The sequence below is a fragment of the Paenibacillus rhizoplanae genome (assembly GCF_042684125.1).
GTDB classification, from domain to species: domain Bacteria; phylum Bacillota; class Bacilli; order Paenibacillales; family Paenibacillaceae; genus Paenibacillus_AQ; species Paenibacillus_AQ rhizoplanae.
The window spans coordinates 57,851-75,832 of the sequence record NZ_JBHUKY010000034.1; the positions used below are offsets into that span (position 1 = coordinate 57,851).

Consider the following 17,982-nt stretch of genomic DNA (forward strand, 5'->3'; position numbering starts at 1 on the left):
ATGAGTATCTCTGTAATGGTAATTGATGACGAATGGCCGGCACTGGATCAGATGAAGGGGCTGCTGCTCCAGTGTGAAGGCGTTTCCTCTGTCCTGACGTACGATAACCCGCACGAAGCCCTCGCAGCCGCTGCCAAGCTGAAGCCGGATGTTCTGTTCTTGGACATCCAGATGCCGGAGCTGTCCGGCCTCACTTTTGCCGAGAAGCTGTTGCCAGTATCTCCGGACACAGACATCGTATTCGTAACCGCCTACCGCAATTATGCTGTCGAAGCCTTCGACCTGTCTGCGATGGATTATCTGCTGAAGCCCGTTGATCCTTCGCGGCTGCTCAAGACCTGGAACAAGCTGCTCAGTAAGCGTCTATCGCCAGCGGCCGCCGGGGCAACCGGAGCAGCCGGAGAAGCAGGGAGGACAACTGCGTTCCGTCTGCTGGGGGATTATGAGCTAACCAGCCCTCAAGGCTTAGTGAAGTGGAGAACACATAAGGCTCAGGAATTATTTGCGTATCTGTGGATTCACAGGCAGGGCAGTGTCAGCGTCATTCTGAATGATGTGTTTCCGCAGTGGAATTACGAGAAGGGCAAGCAATATCTGCACACTACGGTCTACCAGATCCGCACCACCTTGAAGAAAGCCGCGCTGGAGGACAAGATTGAGCTGACCTTCGGCAGAGAGAACTACAGGCTGGAATCAAGGGACATTGAGGGGGACATTGAGAAATTCCAGGAAGCTGCGGCCCTTGCAATGCAGAACAGCCAGCTGGAGGAACTGCAGAAGGCCTGCGCCCTGTACACCGGTGATCTGCTACAGTCGCTGGACAGCCTCTGGGTGTATTCTGCCCGTGACAAATACCGGAGGCTATATCTCAAGCTGCTGGAGCAGCTTACCCTGGGATTGGTGCAGACTGCACGGCCACACGAGGCCGAAGATTACGCCGTGCGCCTGACGGAGCTGGAGCCGCTGGAGGAGAGCTACGCCCTGCGGTTAATCGCCATCTATTACGAAACCGCCAAACCCCTGCGCGCCCAGCGCAAATTCACCCAGTTCAGTGAATCCTACATCGCAGAGACCGGCGATGCGTTGCCGGACTGGTTCGTGGACGAATACCGGGGGCTGGGTAAATAGGGGCCGAAATTCCAATATAAATCCATAATATCTTTTGAGAGATTGAGAAATACAGTAAAAGGACGACCATTATTCGAACTTGGCGAATGATGGTCGTCCTTTTAAAATTCAACTCGTTTGCGGTCAGTCTCTTTTATCATTTGTATTATTTAAATGATAGTTGGTACTCGATAGCAGAGGCCAAGCTGTGATAAGAAGAATCAGGAAGAAGCTTCCCGTCAACCATAAACTGTGGTGTTCCATTAATTCCATAATGTCCAGCTGTTTTATAATCTTCCTTAACATCCAACATATATTTATGGCCTTTGAAATCGTCCTCAAATAACTTATAATCAATACCATCAATATTATTCTTCACAAAATCCAAAAGGAATCCTTGAGTTGCCCAAATTTCAGTTTCATCTCCTTGATGGTCATACAGCTTTTCATAGTATTCCCAAAACTTCTCATTATTTTGTTTGGCGATAGCTTCTCCTGCGCTTGCTGCAAGAATAGAATCACGGTCTATGAATGCATAGTTAATAAAATAAATTTCCGCTTTTCCAGTATCTAAGAACTCCTTCTTTAAACTATCCCAATTTGCCTCCTTCCACTTTTTACATGCTGGACATTTAAAGTCTGCAAACTCAATAATCTTTACTTTAGCATTGGCATTTCCCATACGCGGTTGTTTTTCGTATTTCAACCCTTCAGCATTATACTTCCCTTTAATTTCTGTATAGTTCGGCATCTTCTCCAATGCGGATATTTCAGGCGAATTACTATTGTATACAACAATAAGCCCTAGAGATATTACGATAATAGCTAATACCGCTATAATTGGATAAAAAGACTTACTACGAAAATTAATTTTGTTCATATCGTCGCATTTTCCTCATTTCTCATTCCGCTGTTAAGGTTGGCTTCTTTTCCACACAATCTGACCATTTTTATTAATGTATACTTCTCCATCAACACTATATGCGTAAGAAAGCCCCTTAGAAAAGCGTCCAGCCCAATCAAGCGTTGGTTGAATAACCCAAGCCCCTGTTTTATTAATGAATCCTGTCTTCCCTCCCGATTCGGCAACTGCAAGCCCTTCATGAAAGTCACTCGCTGCATCAAATTGGTTAGGAATAATTAGTTTTCCTTTGTTATCTATATAACCTGACTTTCCATTTACTTTAACAGCAGCCAACCCTTCCGAAAAAGAGTGGACCTCCTCATACTTAGCAGGAATTACTAATTTCCCTTTCTTATCAATAAAGCCATAGTTAGCTCCTGCTTTAACAGCCGCCAATCCCTCCGAGAAAGACTCCCCGTTTTTATAGCTTGAATTGAACAAAAACTTCCCTTTCTTATCAATATAATGGGAAGTTCCATTTATTGTAACCAGAGCAGCACCTTCAGAGAAATCCTCAGCGCTGTTATATTGGGCTTTAATTACCATTTTCCCGGAAGAATTAATGTATCCATATCCACTCCCCACTTGGACAGCAGCCAATCCTTCGGAGAAATTATTAGCTTTTTTGAATTGCGGTTTAATAACACTAGTTCCTGTAAGATCCAAATAACCATAGTTAGATACAGCAAAATCAGTTGCAGTTTTAAGCGTTCTATACGCTGCAAGTCCTTCTGAAAATTCCTTGGCATCATAATAATTCCCCTTAGGTATTACTTTATTCCCTTGTTGATTGATGAATCCGTCAAATTTAGCATTTGAATAAACAATGGCTAGCCCTTCATTAAAAGCATAGGCATCTGTAAATTTTGCTTGATAATCAATAACAATTTTGCCTTCCGCATCAATATAGCCAAATTTCCCTCCGCGTGATACCGGAAAAAGATTTTGCTTAGAATATAATGAAACAATCTGAGAGTCCCCGTACCACTTCACTTCGAGTCTGCTGGCTTCCCCTATAAAACGAAGTGGTACAAATGTTGCCCCATCAATTATCTGTGGAGCTACTTGAAGTATAGTGGGTGTATCATTTATCCAAGCCGTATTTTGATTAATTACTAATTTAATAGTAGTGCCTGTCTTCTGACCAGAAATTGTTTTGCTTGCTGAATCATAACTAACATTAAAACCCAATTTTTCGAATATCCCTTTAAATGGAACCAATACCGTGTTGTTCTTCATAATTGGTGAGTGCTTTTCTTGAATGGGATTTCCATACAAAATCACTCTAATTCCATTTTTCGCTAAAGCAGACTCTTTACTGACCATTGCAATAAAGAATATAACAAGAAAAAATGAGAACAGCACTTTTATTGGTTTGCTCATATCTTACAATTCAGCTCCTTTGATTTTTATTTCATCGAAGAATCAAAGTGATATAGCCAACTCCCTAATATCCCAAGGAATTGGCCATATTATTAATTACTCCCCAGTTACGGTAATTATAACATTATTGCTAGAATCACGTGTTACGGTGGCAAAATCCTGGTCTGGAGCAGGGAAAACATTGCTAGGCACAGGCACTCCGTCAACTTTGATATTAGTAAATTCCGACTTATTTCTTCCGTCATTATCTCCAGTCACAACTGATAAGAGCTTCCACTTCTGAAAACTTGATGATTGAATATTATAATCGGTATTGGATACTACTATTGTTGTCAACGGTTTATCAGCTGAACTACTACATCCAATATCACCACAAATAGCAGTACCATCAATTTTCAAACGGATTTTCTTATTATTATTGTACCATGCATAAAAAGTAACTTGAGAACCTGCCATGTAGGCATTAGCACTCTGAACTTGATTATATGGCGCTTCAAATGAAGCATTAGTGGTACTACCATTAATTTGAATTGCAGGCTTCCACCCTTTCTCAGCATTACCTATACCCACAGAATCATCATACATTAATCCCATATCAGCAGAGTTAGCTCCAGCCATAAAACCAACATAGGTATAAGCATTTTCACCAGACTCTTTGACTACTTGTGATGGTGCAGCAATAGTGCCAGAAGTTGATATATATGTACCCTTCTGAACTACATACTGTCTGCCGCCGATACCATCTGGTAGCTCTTCTCCAGTTTTTGCGAATGGAGTGATTAAATCTTGCTTTAAGTACACGTCCTCTGTAACTTTATTAGTATCGATTGATGTTCTCATATTTAATTCCGAGTGATCAACAGGAACAAAAAATGCTTTCTTTTCATTATTAACATCTTCTTCGTAAAAATAATAACCATCCTCTGCAATACTTATATAATCATATACTTGCTCTGAGAATGATGCAGAAGCAAATCTTTTTAAACTTTTTATAAGCTTCTCTTTCTGAACCTCGCTAGCAGCCTCCGAGATAAATTGATCAACCACATTCTGTGAAATACCTATCTCATTTAGAATCTTAACACCATTTGCTGGATCATTAGCTACTTCTAAGAGATTTGCTGATTCTGCTCCTACAGATGAAGAAAATAACAACGAGCTCATAATTGTTACTGACATTGCCGCATTTTTAAAGTTCATTTTTTTCTCCTTATAATTTAATTTTTTTAATAAAAATACTTTTATTCAATCACCACCTCATAAAAAGAAATATATGTAATTTCAAAGTTCATACCATTCCATTTTTTTCTATATTGCAAACTTTTTTTTAAAATATAGATTTACAAAGTTTCCAAACACTCTATATATTGTAAAATACGACATTACATTCACAATTTTTCATATGAAGGTTATCTTTAGGGATAGCATTGCAGAGGAAAATTACTTTTCTATGCGCATATGTATTTCCAATACAAAAAATTTCGATATTTTACGCCATGGTTCGACGTTTATCAGTGTTTTATCAGTGACAATTGTTACCATTGTTCATATACAAGATCATTCGTGCATAGGGATGCATCATTATGATGGCAATGGGGGATGTAACATGAATAAGAGGAATAGATTCAAGCAGGCAGTCAGAGGGATGAAGGTACTGCCGCTTATGATGTCCATGATTCGTGAGGCTGCAGCGGATAACACCGCACCTGCGATGTCTGTTGAGATCACTACTGACAAAGCGACCTATAATCCTGGGGAAGAAGTTACCGTACTGGTGCATTTAAAAGACTTCGCGCCAAATGACCACGGCTACAGCTATCTTAATTTCATTATCCAATATGACAGCCAGGTATTCGACAACCTTGAATATACACATCACTCGGTCTATGCGGAAGGAAATTATACGGCTGGGAGCGAGGTCGATAACCTGTTCCAGTTCAATTTCCAGAGCCCTGTGGATGGCAGTATCTATCTCGGAAAAAACACAAGTATGCGCGGCATTGATATTCAGGTTGAAGCGAGCAGCGGACAGCAGACGATTCCGGCGGTAGATCAGACTCTGGTTACGTTCAAGCTGCGGGTCAAGGAACTTACGCTTGCCTACTCCTCAACGATCAGCCTGGCCAATGAATTCACCAGAATCCGCACCTCCGAAGCCGCGAACAGCTTCTATCTCTACTCGCCCGATGTCACTGCAAACTCCCCGGCAAGGGTTGAAATTACCCAATCCCCGTCCGTCTCCGTCTTCTCTTCAGGGTCCAACACGAACCAGTTACTCTAATTGGAAACGGCTTTGCTGCTTCCACGCATTCCGCTTACAGAAGGGACTCTTGGGCGGAAGCAGCCTGCCTGCTTCCGCCCACAAGCAGCGTCGTCACATGCTTGCGCGCGTCCGCTGTGAGCAGCAGCAGCTCCACCGGCCCGCCGGCCGGCTCACTGCGGATGAAGGTAACCTTAGCACCATCCAGGTCCTCATAGATCCCGACAACCGTGTAGCCCAGCCCGATTAGATTATCGATTTCCTGCCGTTCCCGGTCGAACTCTGCAAATGCTGACATCTCAGACCCCTCCTCCGCTGATTTCTGTCTGGGCCGGGCGGGGAGCTTCGGCCCCGAAGCGCTTGCGGTGCAGGTATTTACCCTGGCCTGCGGCACCGACAAATGCCTTGTCCCGGATCACGAACTCTCCCCGGCTCAGCACAGAGACCGGCTCTCCCTTGACCTCCAGCCCCTCGAACGCATTATAGTCCACATTCATATGATGGGTCTCTGCCGACAGTGTCCGTTCCACTGCCGGGTCGAAGATCACAATATCGGCATCGCTGCCAACTGCAATCGTTCCCTTACGAGGGAACAGGCCGAACAGCTTGGCGCTTGAGGTGGCGATGATATCCACGAATTTGTTCAGCGTGATCCGGCCCTTTTGCACCCCTTCGGAGTAGAGGATACTGAACCGGTCCTCGATGGTCGGGCCACCGTTCGGGATCTTCGAGAAATCACCCCGCCCCAGCTCCTTCTGCCCCTTGAAGTTGAATGAGCACTGGTCAGAGCCAATGGTCTGCAGCGTCCCGCTCCAGAGGGCATCCCAGAGCACATCCTGGTTCCACTGTTCGCGCAGCGGAGGGGACCAGACATACTTAGCGCCTTCGAAGTCCGGCTTCGCCAGCGCCGACTGATCCAGCACCAGATACTGCGGGCAGGTCTCACCGTAGACGCGCAGCCCTTTCTTGCGGGCCTCTGCAATCTTCCAGGCCGCCTCGGCGCAGGTGACATGCACCACATAGAGCTGTGAATCCGTCAGTCCGGTCAAATAAGCCGCCCGGCCAGTCGCCTCACCCTCCAGTTCAGGGGGACGGGTCAGCGCATGATAGAGCGGATCGGTATTTCCTGCGGCCAGCGCCTGGTCCACCAGATATTCGATAACATCGCCGTTCTCGGCATGCACCATTACCAGCGCCCCTTCGCGCTTCGCCGCCTGAAGCGTCTTATACAGAACCCCGTCGTCAGCCTGGAACGTGTTCTTGTAGGCCATGAACACCTTCAGCGAGGTGATGCCCTCCTGCTCGATAATCTGCGGCAGCTCGCTGAGCACCTTGTCATTCAGCTCTGACACCATCAGGTGGAAGCTGTAGTCGATGACCGCTTTATCCTGCGATTTGTGATGCCAGATATCTACGGCCTGCTGGAGCGGCTGCCCCTTCGTGGTCAGGCAGAAATCGATCACCGTGGTGGTTCCGCCATATGCAGCGGCAATCGTGCCGGTCTCGAAGTCATCGGCGGTAACCGTACCGCCGAAGGGCATATCCAGATGGGTATGGGGATCAATCCCTCCCGGAAAGACATAACAGCCGGAAGCATCAATGATCTCCGCTCCCGGCGCTTCCAGATTCAGGCCGATTCCGCTGATGATTCCGTCCTCAATCAGGATATCCCCCGTATACGTATCTGCCGCTGTAACGATAATTCCGTGCTTGATGATCTTCTTCATCTTAACCCACCTCCGCTTCCGAATAAGCACCGTTGACCCCGCTGATGATCCGGCTGCGCTGATTCCAGCTCATCGGGGCCGCGCCGCTCTCAAGGGTAATCATATCAATGGCTCCGTCTGCCGGGCAGACAATCGAACACAGATTGCAGCCTACACAATCCTCCTCGCGCACTTGCAGAATCGCCTTGCCCTCCGCATTCGTCAGCATATCGATGCATTGATGAGAGGCGTCCTCACAGGCAATATGGCATTTATTGCAGTTGATGCAGTTCTCCTCATTGATCCGCGCAACGACTTGATAGTTAAGGTCGAGATCACCCCAGCTCGAATATCTGGGCACCGACTTGCCAATCAGCTCGGTTACCGAAGCCAGTCCCTTCTCGTCCAGGTAATGGTTCAGACCGTCGATCATCTCCTCCACAATCCTGAAGCCATGATGCATAACCGCTGTGCAGACCTGAATCCCTGTTGAGCCCATCAGCATGAATTCGACGACATCCTGCCAGGTGGAGATGCCGCCAATGCCGGAGATCGGCACGCCGACTTCGCGGTCCCGGGCACATTCCGCCACCATGCTAAGGGCAATCGGCTTGACAGCCGGGCCGCAATAACCGCCGTGCGCTCCCTGGCCGCCGACATTCGGAATCGTATTCCAGCTGTGGATGTCCACCCCGGCCAGGCTGTTGATGGTATTGATCAGGCTGATCGCATCCGCTCCGCCCTTGACGGCATGCCGGGCCACCACAGTAATGTCGGTGATATTCGGCGTCAGCTTCACAATAACCGGGGTAGTCGCCACCTCCTTGACCCAGGCAGTCTGCGCCTGCACCAGATCAGGCTGCTGGCCTGAAGCCGCGCCCATCCCGCGTTCAGCCATGCCGTGCGGACAGCCGAAGTTCAGCTCCAGACCGTCTACGCCGATGGCCTCCACGCGCTTCACAATCTCATGCCACTTCTCCCGCTTCGGCTCCACCATCAGGGAAGCAATGATCGTATGGTCCGGGAATCTCCGCTTCGTCTCATAGATTTCCTTCAGGTTGACCTCCAGCGGGCGATCGGTAATCAGCTCAATATTGTTGAAGCCCGCTACACGCTGTCCGCCAAAATGAACGGCGGCGAACCGGGCCGAGGTATTGATGACCGGCTCTCCGAGCGTCTTCCACACCGCGCCTCCCCAGCCCGCCTCGAACGCACGCTGCACCTGATAACCTGTATTGGTAGGCGGCGCAGAGGCCAGCCAGAACGGATTCGGTGACTTGATGCCTGCAAAATCAATACTGAGATCTGCCATTGCCATTCCCTCCCCCTTCTATGAAATCCGCGTTATACGGCAGAGCCGACTACGCTGTCCTGACGGCCTGACCACTGCTTCACAATCGCATAGGCAGCCTCCTTGCCCTGCTGCGCGGCAGAGACCACCATGGCCTCCCCCGTCCCTGCGCCAAAAACAATATCGCCGGCAGCATAAATCTGCGGATCAGAAGTGCGTCCGGTAGCGGGATCAATCCCCACTACACCCCGCGTATGCTTAAGCCCCAGCGCCTCAATAAGGTCAATCCGCCGCTTCTGGCCGATAGCCACCACTACGGCATCCACCGGGAGCAGGAATTCCGAGCCCGCCACCGGCACGGGAGACAGGCGTCCATCCGGCCCGGCCTCACCGGTCAGCTCCATCCGCACACATTCCAGTGCCGCGACATTCCCCTGCTCATCCCCGACAATCCGCTTCGGCAGGGTCAGCCAGTTGAATTCCACACCTTCCTGCTTAGCGAATTCATATTCAAAATCATAAGCCGTCATCTCCCCGCGCGTCCGTCGGTAGATCATCTTCACGTTCGCCGCGCCAAGCCGCACCGAGCAGGTGGCCGCATCAATCGCCGTATTGCCCGCACCAATGACAGCCACACGCTGTCCCATCAGCTCCAGGGCGGGAATCCCAGTCTTAGTGGTCTCCACCAGCTCAATCGCATCATAGACACCGGACAGCTTCTCGCCTTCAATCCCCAGCGGAGGCACATAACCCATCCCGGCTGCCAGCACAATGGCATCATATCCGGCCTTAAGCTCTTCTATGGAGATATCCACGCCCACCTTCATTCCCGTGCGGATCTCTACGCCCAGCTTCTCCACCTGCTCCACTTCCCAGAGCGAGATGTCCTGCGGCAGCCGGAAGGAGACAATCCCATGGGTATCCAGGCCTCCGGCCAGCGGCTTCGCCTCATAGATCACCACCTGGAAGCCTTCGCGCGCCAGCTCTCTGGCCGCAGACAGACCTGCCGGTCCGCCGCCGATCACCGCTACCTTCTTGCCGTTAGGCTCACCTGCCCGGAAGAGCTGGAGCCCGCTGCGGATCGCCCAATCCGTGGCATAACGCTGCAGCAGGCCAATCTCAATCGGTGCGGAAGCGCCGTTCAGCACACAGGCCCCCTCGCACAGCTCCTCCGTAGGACATACCCTTGCGCAGCTTGCGCCGACTGGATTAGCCTCCATGATGGTCTGTGCAGCCCCTCTGAGATTGTCGGTAGCGATTCTTCGGATGAAGGAAGGGATATTGATGCTGGTCGGACAGGCCTTGATACACGGCGCATCATAACAGTACAGACAACGGTTGGATTCCTCGATGGCCCCCTTGTGGGTAAGCCCCGGCTCTGCCTCGGCAAAATTACGCATGAACAGCTCAGGTGTAAATGTCGTTAATGGTGAAGAATGCTCCATCGGGTACCCCTCCTTCTGGCCAAAGTAGCTTCCACTCTCAGCTTTGATTTATGTTATATAATATAACATTATTACGATGACCGCCTTAATATTTTGCATACTTGTAAGAATTATTGTAGTAAAATAAACTTCAAGCCGATAAAATCGCTAATCACGCCCCAATTTATGTTAAGTTTCATGACATATTATATTCAAACTATAGTCAATTCGTTTTTTCGTTACATTAGACAGATTGTCTAATTTCAAAAGTTTATTTTTTACCTGTGAGAATGGCCTGAGAACGGAGAGGCTGCAAAGCACCGGCTGAGAACTAATTGAACGAGGGGGAAGCTTATGGATTGGGAACTTGTATTAACGGTCCGCGACGCACTGAAGCGGCCGCTGTTCGCAGAAGCTGAGCTAATCGGGGGAAGAAACGGCCTGAACCGGGCAGTCCGCTGGGTGCATGTGCTGGAGAGCGCGAGCCTAGAGAGTCTGATTCACGGGGAAGAGATGATTCTGACCACCGGAATGAGCGCAAGCACAGATCTGGGTGCTGCCCTGTCTTTCATGCAGAATCTGATCGATAAGAACGCCGCCTGCCTGTGCATTGAGCTGGGAGCCTACTTCAGTGCCATTCCACAGGAGATGACCGATCTTTCAAACCTGCATGATTTTCCGCTGATCCAATTCACCCGCACTGTACGATTCGTCGACATTACACTCGATCTGCATTCCCTCATCATCAACCGCCACCACCGGATGCTGCAAGAGCTGGAGAGTATCTCCCGCGAATTCCACCGGCTGACCCTAACCTCTCAGGGAACCCTTAAGGTCCTGCAATTGTTATGTAAAAGCACCCGCACACAGATTCTCTATATGCAGCTGCAAGGCAAACCTCTCTTCTTCCCGGCCCTGGCGCCCGAGGAGCAGCGCCCGCTGCTGGGCTTCTTCGAGACCTTCAGCGAAGAGATGGAGGGAGCAGCGCCGGAGGCCGCCCCCTATATCTGCGAATACGGCCACAAGACCATCGCCGTGAAGCCCGTTGGGGCCTTGGACCAGACCTGGGCCTATATCCTGATGGTCTGTAATCACAAGCCGCAGGAATTCGACTGTCTGCTGCTCGATTCGGCCTCTTTATCCATCGCACAGGAGCTGCTGCGCACGCGGTACATGGAGGAACGGAAGCTGTTCTCGGAGAATCTGTGGGTGGAGGAGCTGGTCGGGGGACGCAGCCAGGACGACAACCGGCTCAAGGGGCTGGTCGGCCCGGACTTCAACCTGGTCAACGAGCTGCCCTACCGGGTCTGCCTGATCGAGATCGAGAATCCCCGGGATGTCAAATGGAACAGCTCGGAGAATGACTGGGAATCCATCACCTTCCATCTCTCACTCATCCTGCGCTCCATCTTCGAGAAGCACTCCCTCCGGCCGCTGATCACCCTGAAGAACAACCGGCTGACCGTCATTGCGCTGGATATCCAGTCCAAGCTGCCCGGCAAGCTGCGCCTGCAGCAGGCGCTTGATTCCTTGCAGCATATCCGCGCGGATGAGAAGCTGAAGGACCTGCAGCTCGTCATCGGAGTCAGCAAGTCCCACCGGGGCCTGAAGCATGCTCATGCCGGTTACCAGGAAGCCGTACAAGCGCTGTCCCTCTATTCCTGTTACCAGAAGCCGGTCCTCATGTATGAGGAGTTAGGCGTCTTCCAGCTGCTGCTGAGCCTGAACGACGGCAAGACGCTGGAGAATTTCATCAGCAGCTATATCGGCCCGCTGATTGACCACGATGAGGCAAAAGGCAGCGAGCTGCTGCTGACGCTGCGCGTCTACCTCGATCATGACGGGTCGAAGCAGATCGCCGCCCGCAGCCTCTTCATCGTCAGGCAATCCCTCTACTACCGGCTGGACAAAATCACCGAGCTGCTCGGCGAGGACTTCATGCTCCCGGAGAACCGGATCTCCATTCAGGTCGCCCTGCGCGCCTACCAGTTCCTGTACCCAGAGAAATTCACTCTGCCCAGCTCCCGTTCAGCACAGCTGTGAAGGTATCGATGATGAACTGCACATCCTCATCGGCCGAGGATAACGGCGGAGCGAAGGTGAGCACATTATTGAAGCCCGCCACCGTATCGCCGTTCTTGCCGATGATCAGCCCCATGGCTTTGCAGTCGGCAATAATCCCCTTAACTACACTTAGCTCAGCAGGCACTCTGGTGGCCTTATCCGCCACCAGCTCAATCCCAAGGACCAGCCCGAAGCTGCGGATATCGCCAACCAGCTTATGCTCCAAAAGCCCGGCGAACCCGTCCGCCAGCCTGCGGCCCAGAATTCCGGCACGCTCCACCAGCTGTTCCTGCTCCAGAATCTCCAGGTTGCGCAGGGCAAGCGCACAGGCAGCCGGATTGCCGCCGAAGGTGTTCACATGCCGGAAGTGCCCGTAGTCATCGCTGTTATCCTTGAAGGCCTCATAGATCTCCTTGCGCACAGCGGTAGCCGATAACGGCAGATAGCCGCTCGTCAGCCCCTTCGCCATCGTGACAATATCGGGCTTGATTCCGAAATTGTGGTGTCCGAACTTGCGGCCGGACCGCCCGAAGCCGCAGATCACCTCGTCGATAATCAGCAATACGCCGTGGGTCCGGCAGATCTCCTGCACCCGGTCCATATAGACCTGATGCGGCACAATCACGCCCCCGCCGGTAATGACCGGCTCCATAATCACCGCCGCTACTGACGCTACGCCTTCCCAGACGATCATATCCTCAATCGCCTGCGCACACTGGAGGTTGAACGCTTCTTCGGTCATGCCAGCCGGACGGCGGTAGCTGTCCGGCGGTGCTACATGCAGGAACCCGCCGCCCAGCGGCTCATACTTGTACTTGCGCTGCGCCTGCCCGGTCGCCGCCAGGGCGCCCAGCGAGCTTCCGTGATAGCCCCGGTAGCGGGCAATGAATTTATGGCGGTCAGGCTGGCCGGTCTGCTGCTGGTACTGGCGGGCGATTTTGAAGGCTGCTTCGTTCGCTTCCGAGCCGCTATTGGAGAAGAAGACGACATACTCATCCTCCAGCCATTCATTCAGCTTCTCGGCCAGCGCGATGGCCGGCATATGGCTCTGTGTCAGCGGGAAATACGGCAGGCTCAGCAGCTGGTTGTACGCCGCCTCCGCCAGCTCCTTGCGCCCGTACCCCACATTCACACACCACAGGCCGGACATGCCGTCCAGGAATTTATTGCCGTCGATATCGGTAACCCACGAGCCGCTGGCGGAAGCTGCAATCATCGGCGGATGCTGCTCACTGTAAGGGGTCATATTATGCCACAAATACCGCTGGTCCTTTTTAACCGCCAGCTCGCTTTCTTTGCCCAGACTCTGCACGGCACATTCTCCTCCTTGGCTATCCTTCTTTTAGTAACGCGCGGTAATCATTTTCTTGCGGGTGTAGAATTCCACACCGTCACGGCCGTTCGCATGCAGATCTCCATAGAACGATTTCTTGTATCCTGAGAAAGGGAAGAATGCCATAGGTGCCGGTACACCCAGATTGACGCCCAGCATCCCGGCATCGATCTCCTCGCGGAATTCGCGGACCGCCCTGGCACTGTCAGTATAGATGCAGGCCCCATTGGCAAAAGAGGATTGATTCGTCACCGCTATCGCCTCCGCCAGATCCTTCACCCGCACCACTGACAGCAGCGGCGCGAAGATCTCGTCACGCCAGATCTTCATACCCGGCTGCACATGATCGAAGATCGTCGGGCCGAGGAAATAGCCGCGGCCCGCGGCCGCAGCATCCTTCCGGCCATCCCGCACCAGCACCGCCTTCTCGGCAAGCCCAGCTTCAATGTAATCGATCGTCCGGTCTTTGTTCGCCTGCCGGATGACCGGGCCGAGGAACACGCCCTCCTCCTTGCCGTTCCCGATCCTCAACCCGTCCGCGGCCTCTGCGATCCGGTTCACCAGCTCATCGGCAATATCCTCCTGCACCACAACCACAGCGCAGGCCATGCACCGTTCGCCCGCGGAGCCGAAGGCCGCGGATAGAATATTCTTCACCGCATGGTCCAGATCGGCATCCTTCAGCACAATCGAATGATTCTTCGCGCCGGCCAGCGCCTGCACCCGCTTGCCGTGCGCAGTCCCCTGCTTATAGACATATTCCGCCACCGGCTGTGAGCCGACGAAGGAGACCGCCTTCACCTCCTCATGCGCCAGCAGGCCGTCCACCACCTCATGTGCCCCGTGTACCACATTCAGCACCCCCGGCGGGAAGCCCGCTTCTGCGAACAGCCCGGCCAGCCGGTTCACCAGCAGCGGTGTCCGCTCGGAGGGCTTCAGCACAAAGGTATTGCCGCAGGCTATCGCCAGCGGGAACATCCAGCAGGGCACCATCATCGGGAAGTTGAACGGCGCAATGCCGCCCACAACGCCCAGGGGATAACGGTACAAGCCGGACTCTACGCCTGTCGCGATATCCGGCAGCTGGCTGCCCATCATCAGCGTGGGAGCACCGGCGGCGAATTCCACGCATTCGATGCCGCGCTGCACCTCGCCCAGCGCTTCCTCCAGGCTTTTGCCGTTCTCCAGCGTAATCAGCTCGGCTAGTTCCCTGCTGTGCTGTACCAGCAGCTGCTGGTACTGGAAGAAATAGCGGGCCCGGCGTGGGACGGCCACTCTTTTCCACGCGGAATAAGCTCTGGAAGCTGCCCGCACGGCTGCATCCAGCTCCGCACGGCTGGAGATCGGCACATAGGCAATCACTTCACCTGTCGCCGGGTCGAACACTTCCTCCTGCCGCCCGGATGAGGACTCCACCCAAGCTCCGTTCACATAGTTCATCACTTTACCGGCCTGACCCGTGAGCAGTGTCATCGTCTGCACCTCTTTTCCTGTGTTCGTCCGCTACCCTAGAAGAGATGACCGCCTTACCAGGCGGCCATCCGCTGCAGCTATGAAGGAATCCTGTTACCTGTTATTTTGCCGCCATCTCCACAATCTCGTTCGTGTAGGCCCCCTCCACCTTGGAAGCCGTCTTAATGACCCCGAATTTCAGCGCGATATCGGCGGTCTGCTGGAAAGCGGCAGCATCCGTATAGCCCAGCTTGGCAGCATCGAAGCCCTCCGGCTGGATCAGCTTGGCAACCTCCGTCATCATCGTCAGCTGATGCTCCCGGGTCGTGCTGCCCGCTTCGGCAAGCTTCATCACACTGTCCACAGCCGCTTCGGGATCAGCAATCGCATCCGCCCAGCCCTTCAGGGAAGCACGGACGAACTTGGCCGCCGTCTCCTTGTTGCCCTCCAGCCATTCCTTATTGGCGAACAGATTGTCTTCGAGCATCGCCACACCTTCGTCATTCATATCAATGACACTCAGGTCCTCTGCCTTAATGCCCGACTCCAGCACCACCTGGTATTCGTTATAGGTCATGGCCGAGGCCGCATCCAGCTCACCGCCGAGGAACTGATCCATCGTGAACCCCTGCTTGGTGAAGTTCAGATCCTTGCCTGAATCCAGCTTGTATTTATCAAAAAGCGCCAGAATCTCAAACTCATTGCCGCCCATCCAGTTGCCCACCTTCTTCCCCTTCAGCTCACCAGGTGTAGTGATGCCCGCCTCCTTCTTGGATACCAGCACCAGCCCGCTCTTCTGGAAAATCTGGGCGATCTGCACCAGCGGCATCTCCTGCTCCTGGCTGGTCAGCAGGCTCGCCACCCAGTCCACCCCGATATCGGCCGAACCGCCGGCCACCTGCTGCTCAGGCACGATATCCGGCCCGCCCGGCAGAATCTCGACCTTCAGGCCCTCTGCCGCATAATACCCTTTGTCCTGCGCCAGGAAGTACCCTGCGAACTGGGCCTGCGGCACCCATTTGAGCTGCAGCTTCACGGTGACCGCCTCAGCCGCCGGTTCTGTGGTTGCCGCCGCTTCCGGCGAAGCTGCCGCCGCATTCCCCGCAGTCGCTTCTGCTGCGGAGGGACTGGCGTTGTTGTTGCCGCCGCAGCCCGCAAGCAGAGAGATCAGCATTAGAACCGCAGCAAGCCATAACCCGCCACGATATTTGCCCTGTTTACCCTTCATCATAGCAACTCCCCCTACCAATCATTTTTTTGTAAGACGGCTTGATACAGCATGATTGCGCTCTTGTTGCTATATGCATACGGCTTGTGCCTGGCAGCTTCTCTATCTCCCGCGAGGGTACAAACCGGATGTAACAGTTCCAGGGTTGCGGGTATTACACACTACGTACGCCGGGAAGGGTGCCACTTGATAAATACCTTTTCCAGCCGCTCCACGACCAGGTAAAAGATTACTCCGGCAATCGCGGCAAGCACGATGCAGGCCCAGCCCAGCGGCATCTTCGCCACCTTGATCGAATTCGAGAGCAGATAACCCAGCCCCCGCGAGGAGAAGAAGAATTCCCCGACAATCGCCCCGATCATGCTGGCGGTAGCGTTGATCTTCAAGGCGGTGAATACATAAGGCAGACTGTTCTGAATCCGCAGATGGCGGAATACCGCCCGTTTGCCTGCCGCATAGGAATGCATCAGGTCCAGCGCCAGCGGGTCCACAGCGGCCATGCCCTTGTAGGCATTGATCGCCATCGCAGCCATCGTGGTCGCGGTCACAATTGCCGCCCGCGAGCCGATGCCGTCTCCGAACCACAGGTTCATGATAGGGGCAAGCGCCACAATGGGCACGGCATTGAGTGCAGCTACCATCGTGAGGCTGCCGCCGCCCCAGCGGGGCCAGGCCGTAGCAGCCAAGGCAATCAGGAAGCCGCAGCCGGAGCCAATCAGCATACCAAGAACGGCTTCAGTGAGGGTATACCCGGTGTAGGAGAGCAGCAGACTGAGATTATCCCGCATTGCTTCAGCGATGGCCGAGGGTAGCGGCAGCTGATATTTCTTTAGATCGAAGATGCGGTGAAAGATCTGGAGCTCCCACAGCAGCAGGAACAACGCTCCGGCAAGCAGCGGCAGCACGAACCCGGGGTTCAGCCATTTCAGGAATTTCCATGGATCTCCGCTTTGGTTCGTATCTGGCGAAATAACGTTGTTAGAGGATGTGAATTCGCGAACCGTATTACTCTCCATTAGCGGCTGCCTCCTTGGGGACGGAATTCCGGCTGCCAGGGGGCTACCAGACGTTCCACCAGACTCATCAGCCAATAGCTGGCCATACCCAGTAGAGCACCGACCAGTACCGTGGACCAGAACATATACGTATGGGAGGGTCCGTAATAGAGATTACGGAGCATAATAACCCCGATCCCGCGCTGCGCACCCATCAGCTCCACCAGAATTGCGCCGGTTACAGCCAGCGGCGCCGCAATCTTCAGTCCGCTGAACAGCCCCGGCAGTGCTGCCGGGAAGCGCAGCTTCCAATATACAGCCCACGGCTTAGCGGCATAAGAGTGCATCAGCTCCAGGGCAGAAGGGTCCACACTCCGCAGACCGCGCAGCATATTCAGTGCCACCGGGAAGAAGGTGATATAGCCGGAGATAATGATCCTCGACATCTGCTCATCCCGCACAATTCCGTATATGATCGGCGCCAGCCCCAGAATCGGAATCATCTGCGAAGCCACGGCATACGGGAAGGCAAGCTGCTCTATCGTCCGGGAGAAGCTCATCAGCACGGCCAGCAGCACTCCGGAGAGCGCTCCGATCAGGAAGCCCACCCCGGCATTGCCGAAGGTAGCTCCCCCTTCCCGGAGAAGGGTGCCGCTGTACTGCCACAGGGTGAGCGCCACCTCGTGGACATAAGGCAGCTTGGACTGGGCCAGCGGCGTCTTTGCCACATGCAGCAGCCACCAGGAGACCGCCTCCCACAGCACCAGCAGGCCGCAGATCCAGACAAGCAGCGGCAGTGCACGCCCCCGCATTAACGCACGGTTCAGCTTCATCC

Annotated in this window: 15 protein-coding genes; 3 read left to right on the plus strand and 12 right to left on the minus strand. The window is 53.0% G+C overall.

What is annotated here, in order from left to right:
* A complete protein-coding gene (locus ACFSX3_RS21200; RefSeq protein ID WP_209989258.1) occupies positions 1–1,128 on the plus strand; it encodes a response regulator in 1,128 nt (375 codons plus the stop codon).
* A gap of 145 nt (positions 1,129–1,273) precedes the next feature.
* Here the strand turns inward: ACFSX3_RS21200 and ACFSX3_RS21205 are convergent, their stop codons facing one another.
* From ACFSX3_RS21205 to ACFSX3_RS21215, 3 genes are all read right to left on the minus strand, one after another.
* Positions 1,274–1,987: a DsbA family protein gene (locus ACFSX3_RS21205; protein WP_209989262.1), complete on the minus strand. Its 714-nt coding sequence runs from the start codon at positions 1,985–1,987 to the stop codon at positions 1,274–1,276.
* Positions 1,988–2,020: 33 nt separating this feature from the next.
* Positions 2,021–3,394, minus strand: coding sequence for a WG repeat-containing protein (locus tag ACFSX3_RS21210; RefSeq protein WP_209989264.1), 1,374 nt, complete (start codon positions 3,392–3,394; stop codon positions 2,021–2,023).
* 96 nt (positions 3,395–3,490) lie between these two features.
* Positions 3,491–4,594, minus strand: coding sequence for a YrpD family protein (locus ACFSX3_RS21215; RefSeq protein WP_209989266.1), 1,104 nt, complete (start codon positions 4,592–4,594; stop codon positions 3,491–3,493).
* A 406-nt stretch (positions 4,595–5,000) separates the two neighbouring features.
* On the opposite strand from ACFSX3_RS21215, the gene ACFSX3_RS21220 reads away from it, so the two are divergent.
* Positions 5,001–5,675, plus strand: a complete 675-nt coding sequence (locus ACFSX3_RS21220; protein ID WP_209989269.1) for a cohesin domain-containing protein — start codon at positions 5,001–5,003, stop codon at positions 5,673–5,675.
* A gap of 34 nt (positions 5,676–5,709) precedes the next feature.
* On the opposite strand, the gene ACFSX3_RS21225 is transcribed toward ACFSX3_RS21220, so the two are convergent.
* From ACFSX3_RS21225 to ACFSX3_RS21240, 4 genes are read right to left on the minus strand one after another with little or no spacing between them, the layout of a single operon-like run.
* Entirely contained in the window at positions 5,710–5,952 is a 243-nt protein-coding gene (locus tag ACFSX3_RS21225) for a hypothetical protein (protein WP_209989272.1), read from the minus strand.
* A 1-nt stretch (position 5,953) separates the two neighbouring features.
* Entirely contained in the window at positions 5,954–7,381 is a 1,428-nt protein-coding gene (gene hydA / locus ACFSX3_RS21230) for a dihydropyrimidinase (RefSeq protein WP_209989274.1), read from the minus strand.
* 1 nt (position 7,382) lies between these two features.
* A complete protein-coding gene (preA, locus tag ACFSX3_RS21235; RefSeq protein WP_209989277.1) occupies positions 7,383–8,672 on the minus strand; it encodes an NAD-dependent dihydropyrimidine dehydrogenase subunit PreA in 1,290 nt (429 codons plus the stop codon).
* Positions 8,673–8,704: 32 nt separating this feature from the next.
* Complete coding sequence (locus tag ACFSX3_RS21240; RefSeq protein WP_209989280.1) at positions 8,705–10,096, minus strand: NAD(P)-dependent oxidoreductase; 1,392 nt, start codon at positions 10,094–10,096, stop codon at positions 8,705–8,707.
* Between the two features lie 333 nt (positions 10,097–10,429).
* Here ACFSX3_RS21240 and ACFSX3_RS21245 point away from each other — a divergent pair, with 333 nt between their 5' ends.
* The gene (locus ACFSX3_RS21245; protein WP_209989283.1) at positions 10,430–12,118 is read left to right on the plus strand and encodes a PucR family transcriptional regulator; all 1,689 of its coding nucleotides are present in this window, start codon (positions 10,430–10,432) and stop codon (positions 12,116–12,118) included.
* Here ACFSX3_RS21245 and ACFSX3_RS21250 read toward each other — a convergent pair.
* The 5 genes from ACFSX3_RS21250 to ACFSX3_RS21270 form a co-directional block, all read right to left on the minus strand.
* On the minus strand, positions 12,084–13,451 hold the full coding sequence (locus ACFSX3_RS21250) for an aspartate aminotransferase family protein (protein ID WP_209989287.1): 1,368 nt from the start codon (positions 13,449–13,451) through the stop codon (positions 12,084–12,086). The two genes, ACFSX3_RS21245 and ACFSX3_RS21250, sit on opposite strands and share 35 nt — an antisense overlap.
* Positions 13,452–13,481: 30 nt before the next feature.
* Entirely contained in the window at positions 13,482–14,945 is a 1,464-nt protein-coding gene (locus tag ACFSX3_RS21255; RefSeq protein WP_209989291.1) for a CoA-acylating methylmalonate-semialdehyde dehydrogenase, read from the minus strand.
* Positions 14,946–15,045: 100 nt separating this feature from the next.
* Positions 15,046–16,155: an ABC transporter substrate-binding protein gene (locus tag ACFSX3_RS21260; RefSeq protein WP_209989294.1), complete on the minus strand. Its 1,110-nt coding sequence runs from the start codon at positions 16,153–16,155 to the stop codon at positions 15,046–15,048.
* A gap of 158 nt (positions 16,156–16,313) precedes the next feature.
* Complete coding sequence (locus ACFSX3_RS21265) at positions 16,314–17,168, minus strand: ABC transporter permease (RefSeq protein WP_209989296.1); 855 nt, start codon at positions 17,166–17,168, stop codon at positions 16,314–16,316.
* A complete protein-coding gene (locus tag ACFSX3_RS21270; protein WP_209989298.1) occupies positions 17,168–17,980 on the minus strand; it encodes an ABC transporter permease in 813 nt (270 codons plus the stop codon). The genes ACFSX3_RS21265 and ACFSX3_RS21270 overlap by 1 nt, the downstream gene beginning before the upstream one ends.
* Positions 17,981–17,982: the final 2 nt, after the last annotated feature.

Bases quoted from the DNA above. Each gene is read 5' to 3' on its own strand.
- ACFSX3_RS21200 (WP_209989258.1), top strand. From the start codon at position 1: ATGAGTATCTCTGTAATGGTAATTGATGACGAATGGCCGGCACTGGAT.
- ACFSX3_RS21205 (WP_209989262.1), bottom strand. From the start codon at position 1,987: ATGAACAAAATTAATTTTCGTAGTAAGTCTTTTTATCCAATTATAGCG.
- ACFSX3_RS21210 (WP_209989264.1), bottom strand. From the start codon at position 3,394: ATGAGCAAACCAATAAAAGTGCTGTTCTCATTTTTTCTTGTTATATTC.
- ACFSX3_RS21215 (WP_209989266.1), bottom strand. From the start codon at position 4,594: ATGAACTTTAAAAATGCGGCAATGTCAGTAACAATTATGAGCTCGTTG.
- ACFSX3_RS21220 (WP_209989269.1), top strand. From the start codon at position 5,001: ATGAATAAGAGGAATAGATTCAAGCAGGCAGTCAGAGGGATGAAGGTA.
- ACFSX3_RS21225 (WP_209989272.1), bottom strand. From the start codon at position 5,952: ATGTCAGCATTTGCAGAGTTCGACCGGGAACGGCAGGAAATCGATAAT.
- hydA (WP_209989274.1), bottom strand. From the start codon at position 7,381: ATGAAGAAGATCATCAAGCACGGAATTATCGTTACAGCGGCAGATACG.
- preA (WP_209989277.1), bottom strand. From the start codon at position 8,672: ATGGCAGATCTCAGTATTGATTTTGCAGGCATCAAGTCACCGAATCCG.
- ACFSX3_RS21240 (WP_209989280.1), bottom strand. From the start codon at position 10,096: ATGGAGCATTCTTCACCATTAACGACATTTACACCTGAGCTGTTCATG.
- ACFSX3_RS21245 (WP_209989283.1), top strand. From the start codon at position 10,430: ATGGATTGGGAACTTGTATTAACGGTCCGCGACGCACTGAAGCGGCCG.
- ACFSX3_RS21255 (WP_209989291.1), bottom strand. From the start codon at position 14,945: ATGACACTGCTCACGGGTCAGGCCGGTAAAGTGATGAACTATGTGAAC.
- ACFSX3_RS21260 (WP_209989294.1), bottom strand. From the start codon at position 16,155: ATGATGAAGGGTAAACAGGGCAAATATCGTGGCGGGTTATGGCTTGCT.
- ACFSX3_RS21265 (WP_209989296.1), bottom strand. From the start codon at position 17,168: ATGGAGAGTAATACGGTTCGCGAATTCACATCCTCTAACAACGTTATT.
- ACFSX3_RS21270 (WP_209989298.1), bottom strand. From the start codon at position 17,980: ATGAAGCTGAACCGTGCGTTAATGCGGGGGCGTGCACTGCCGCTGCTT.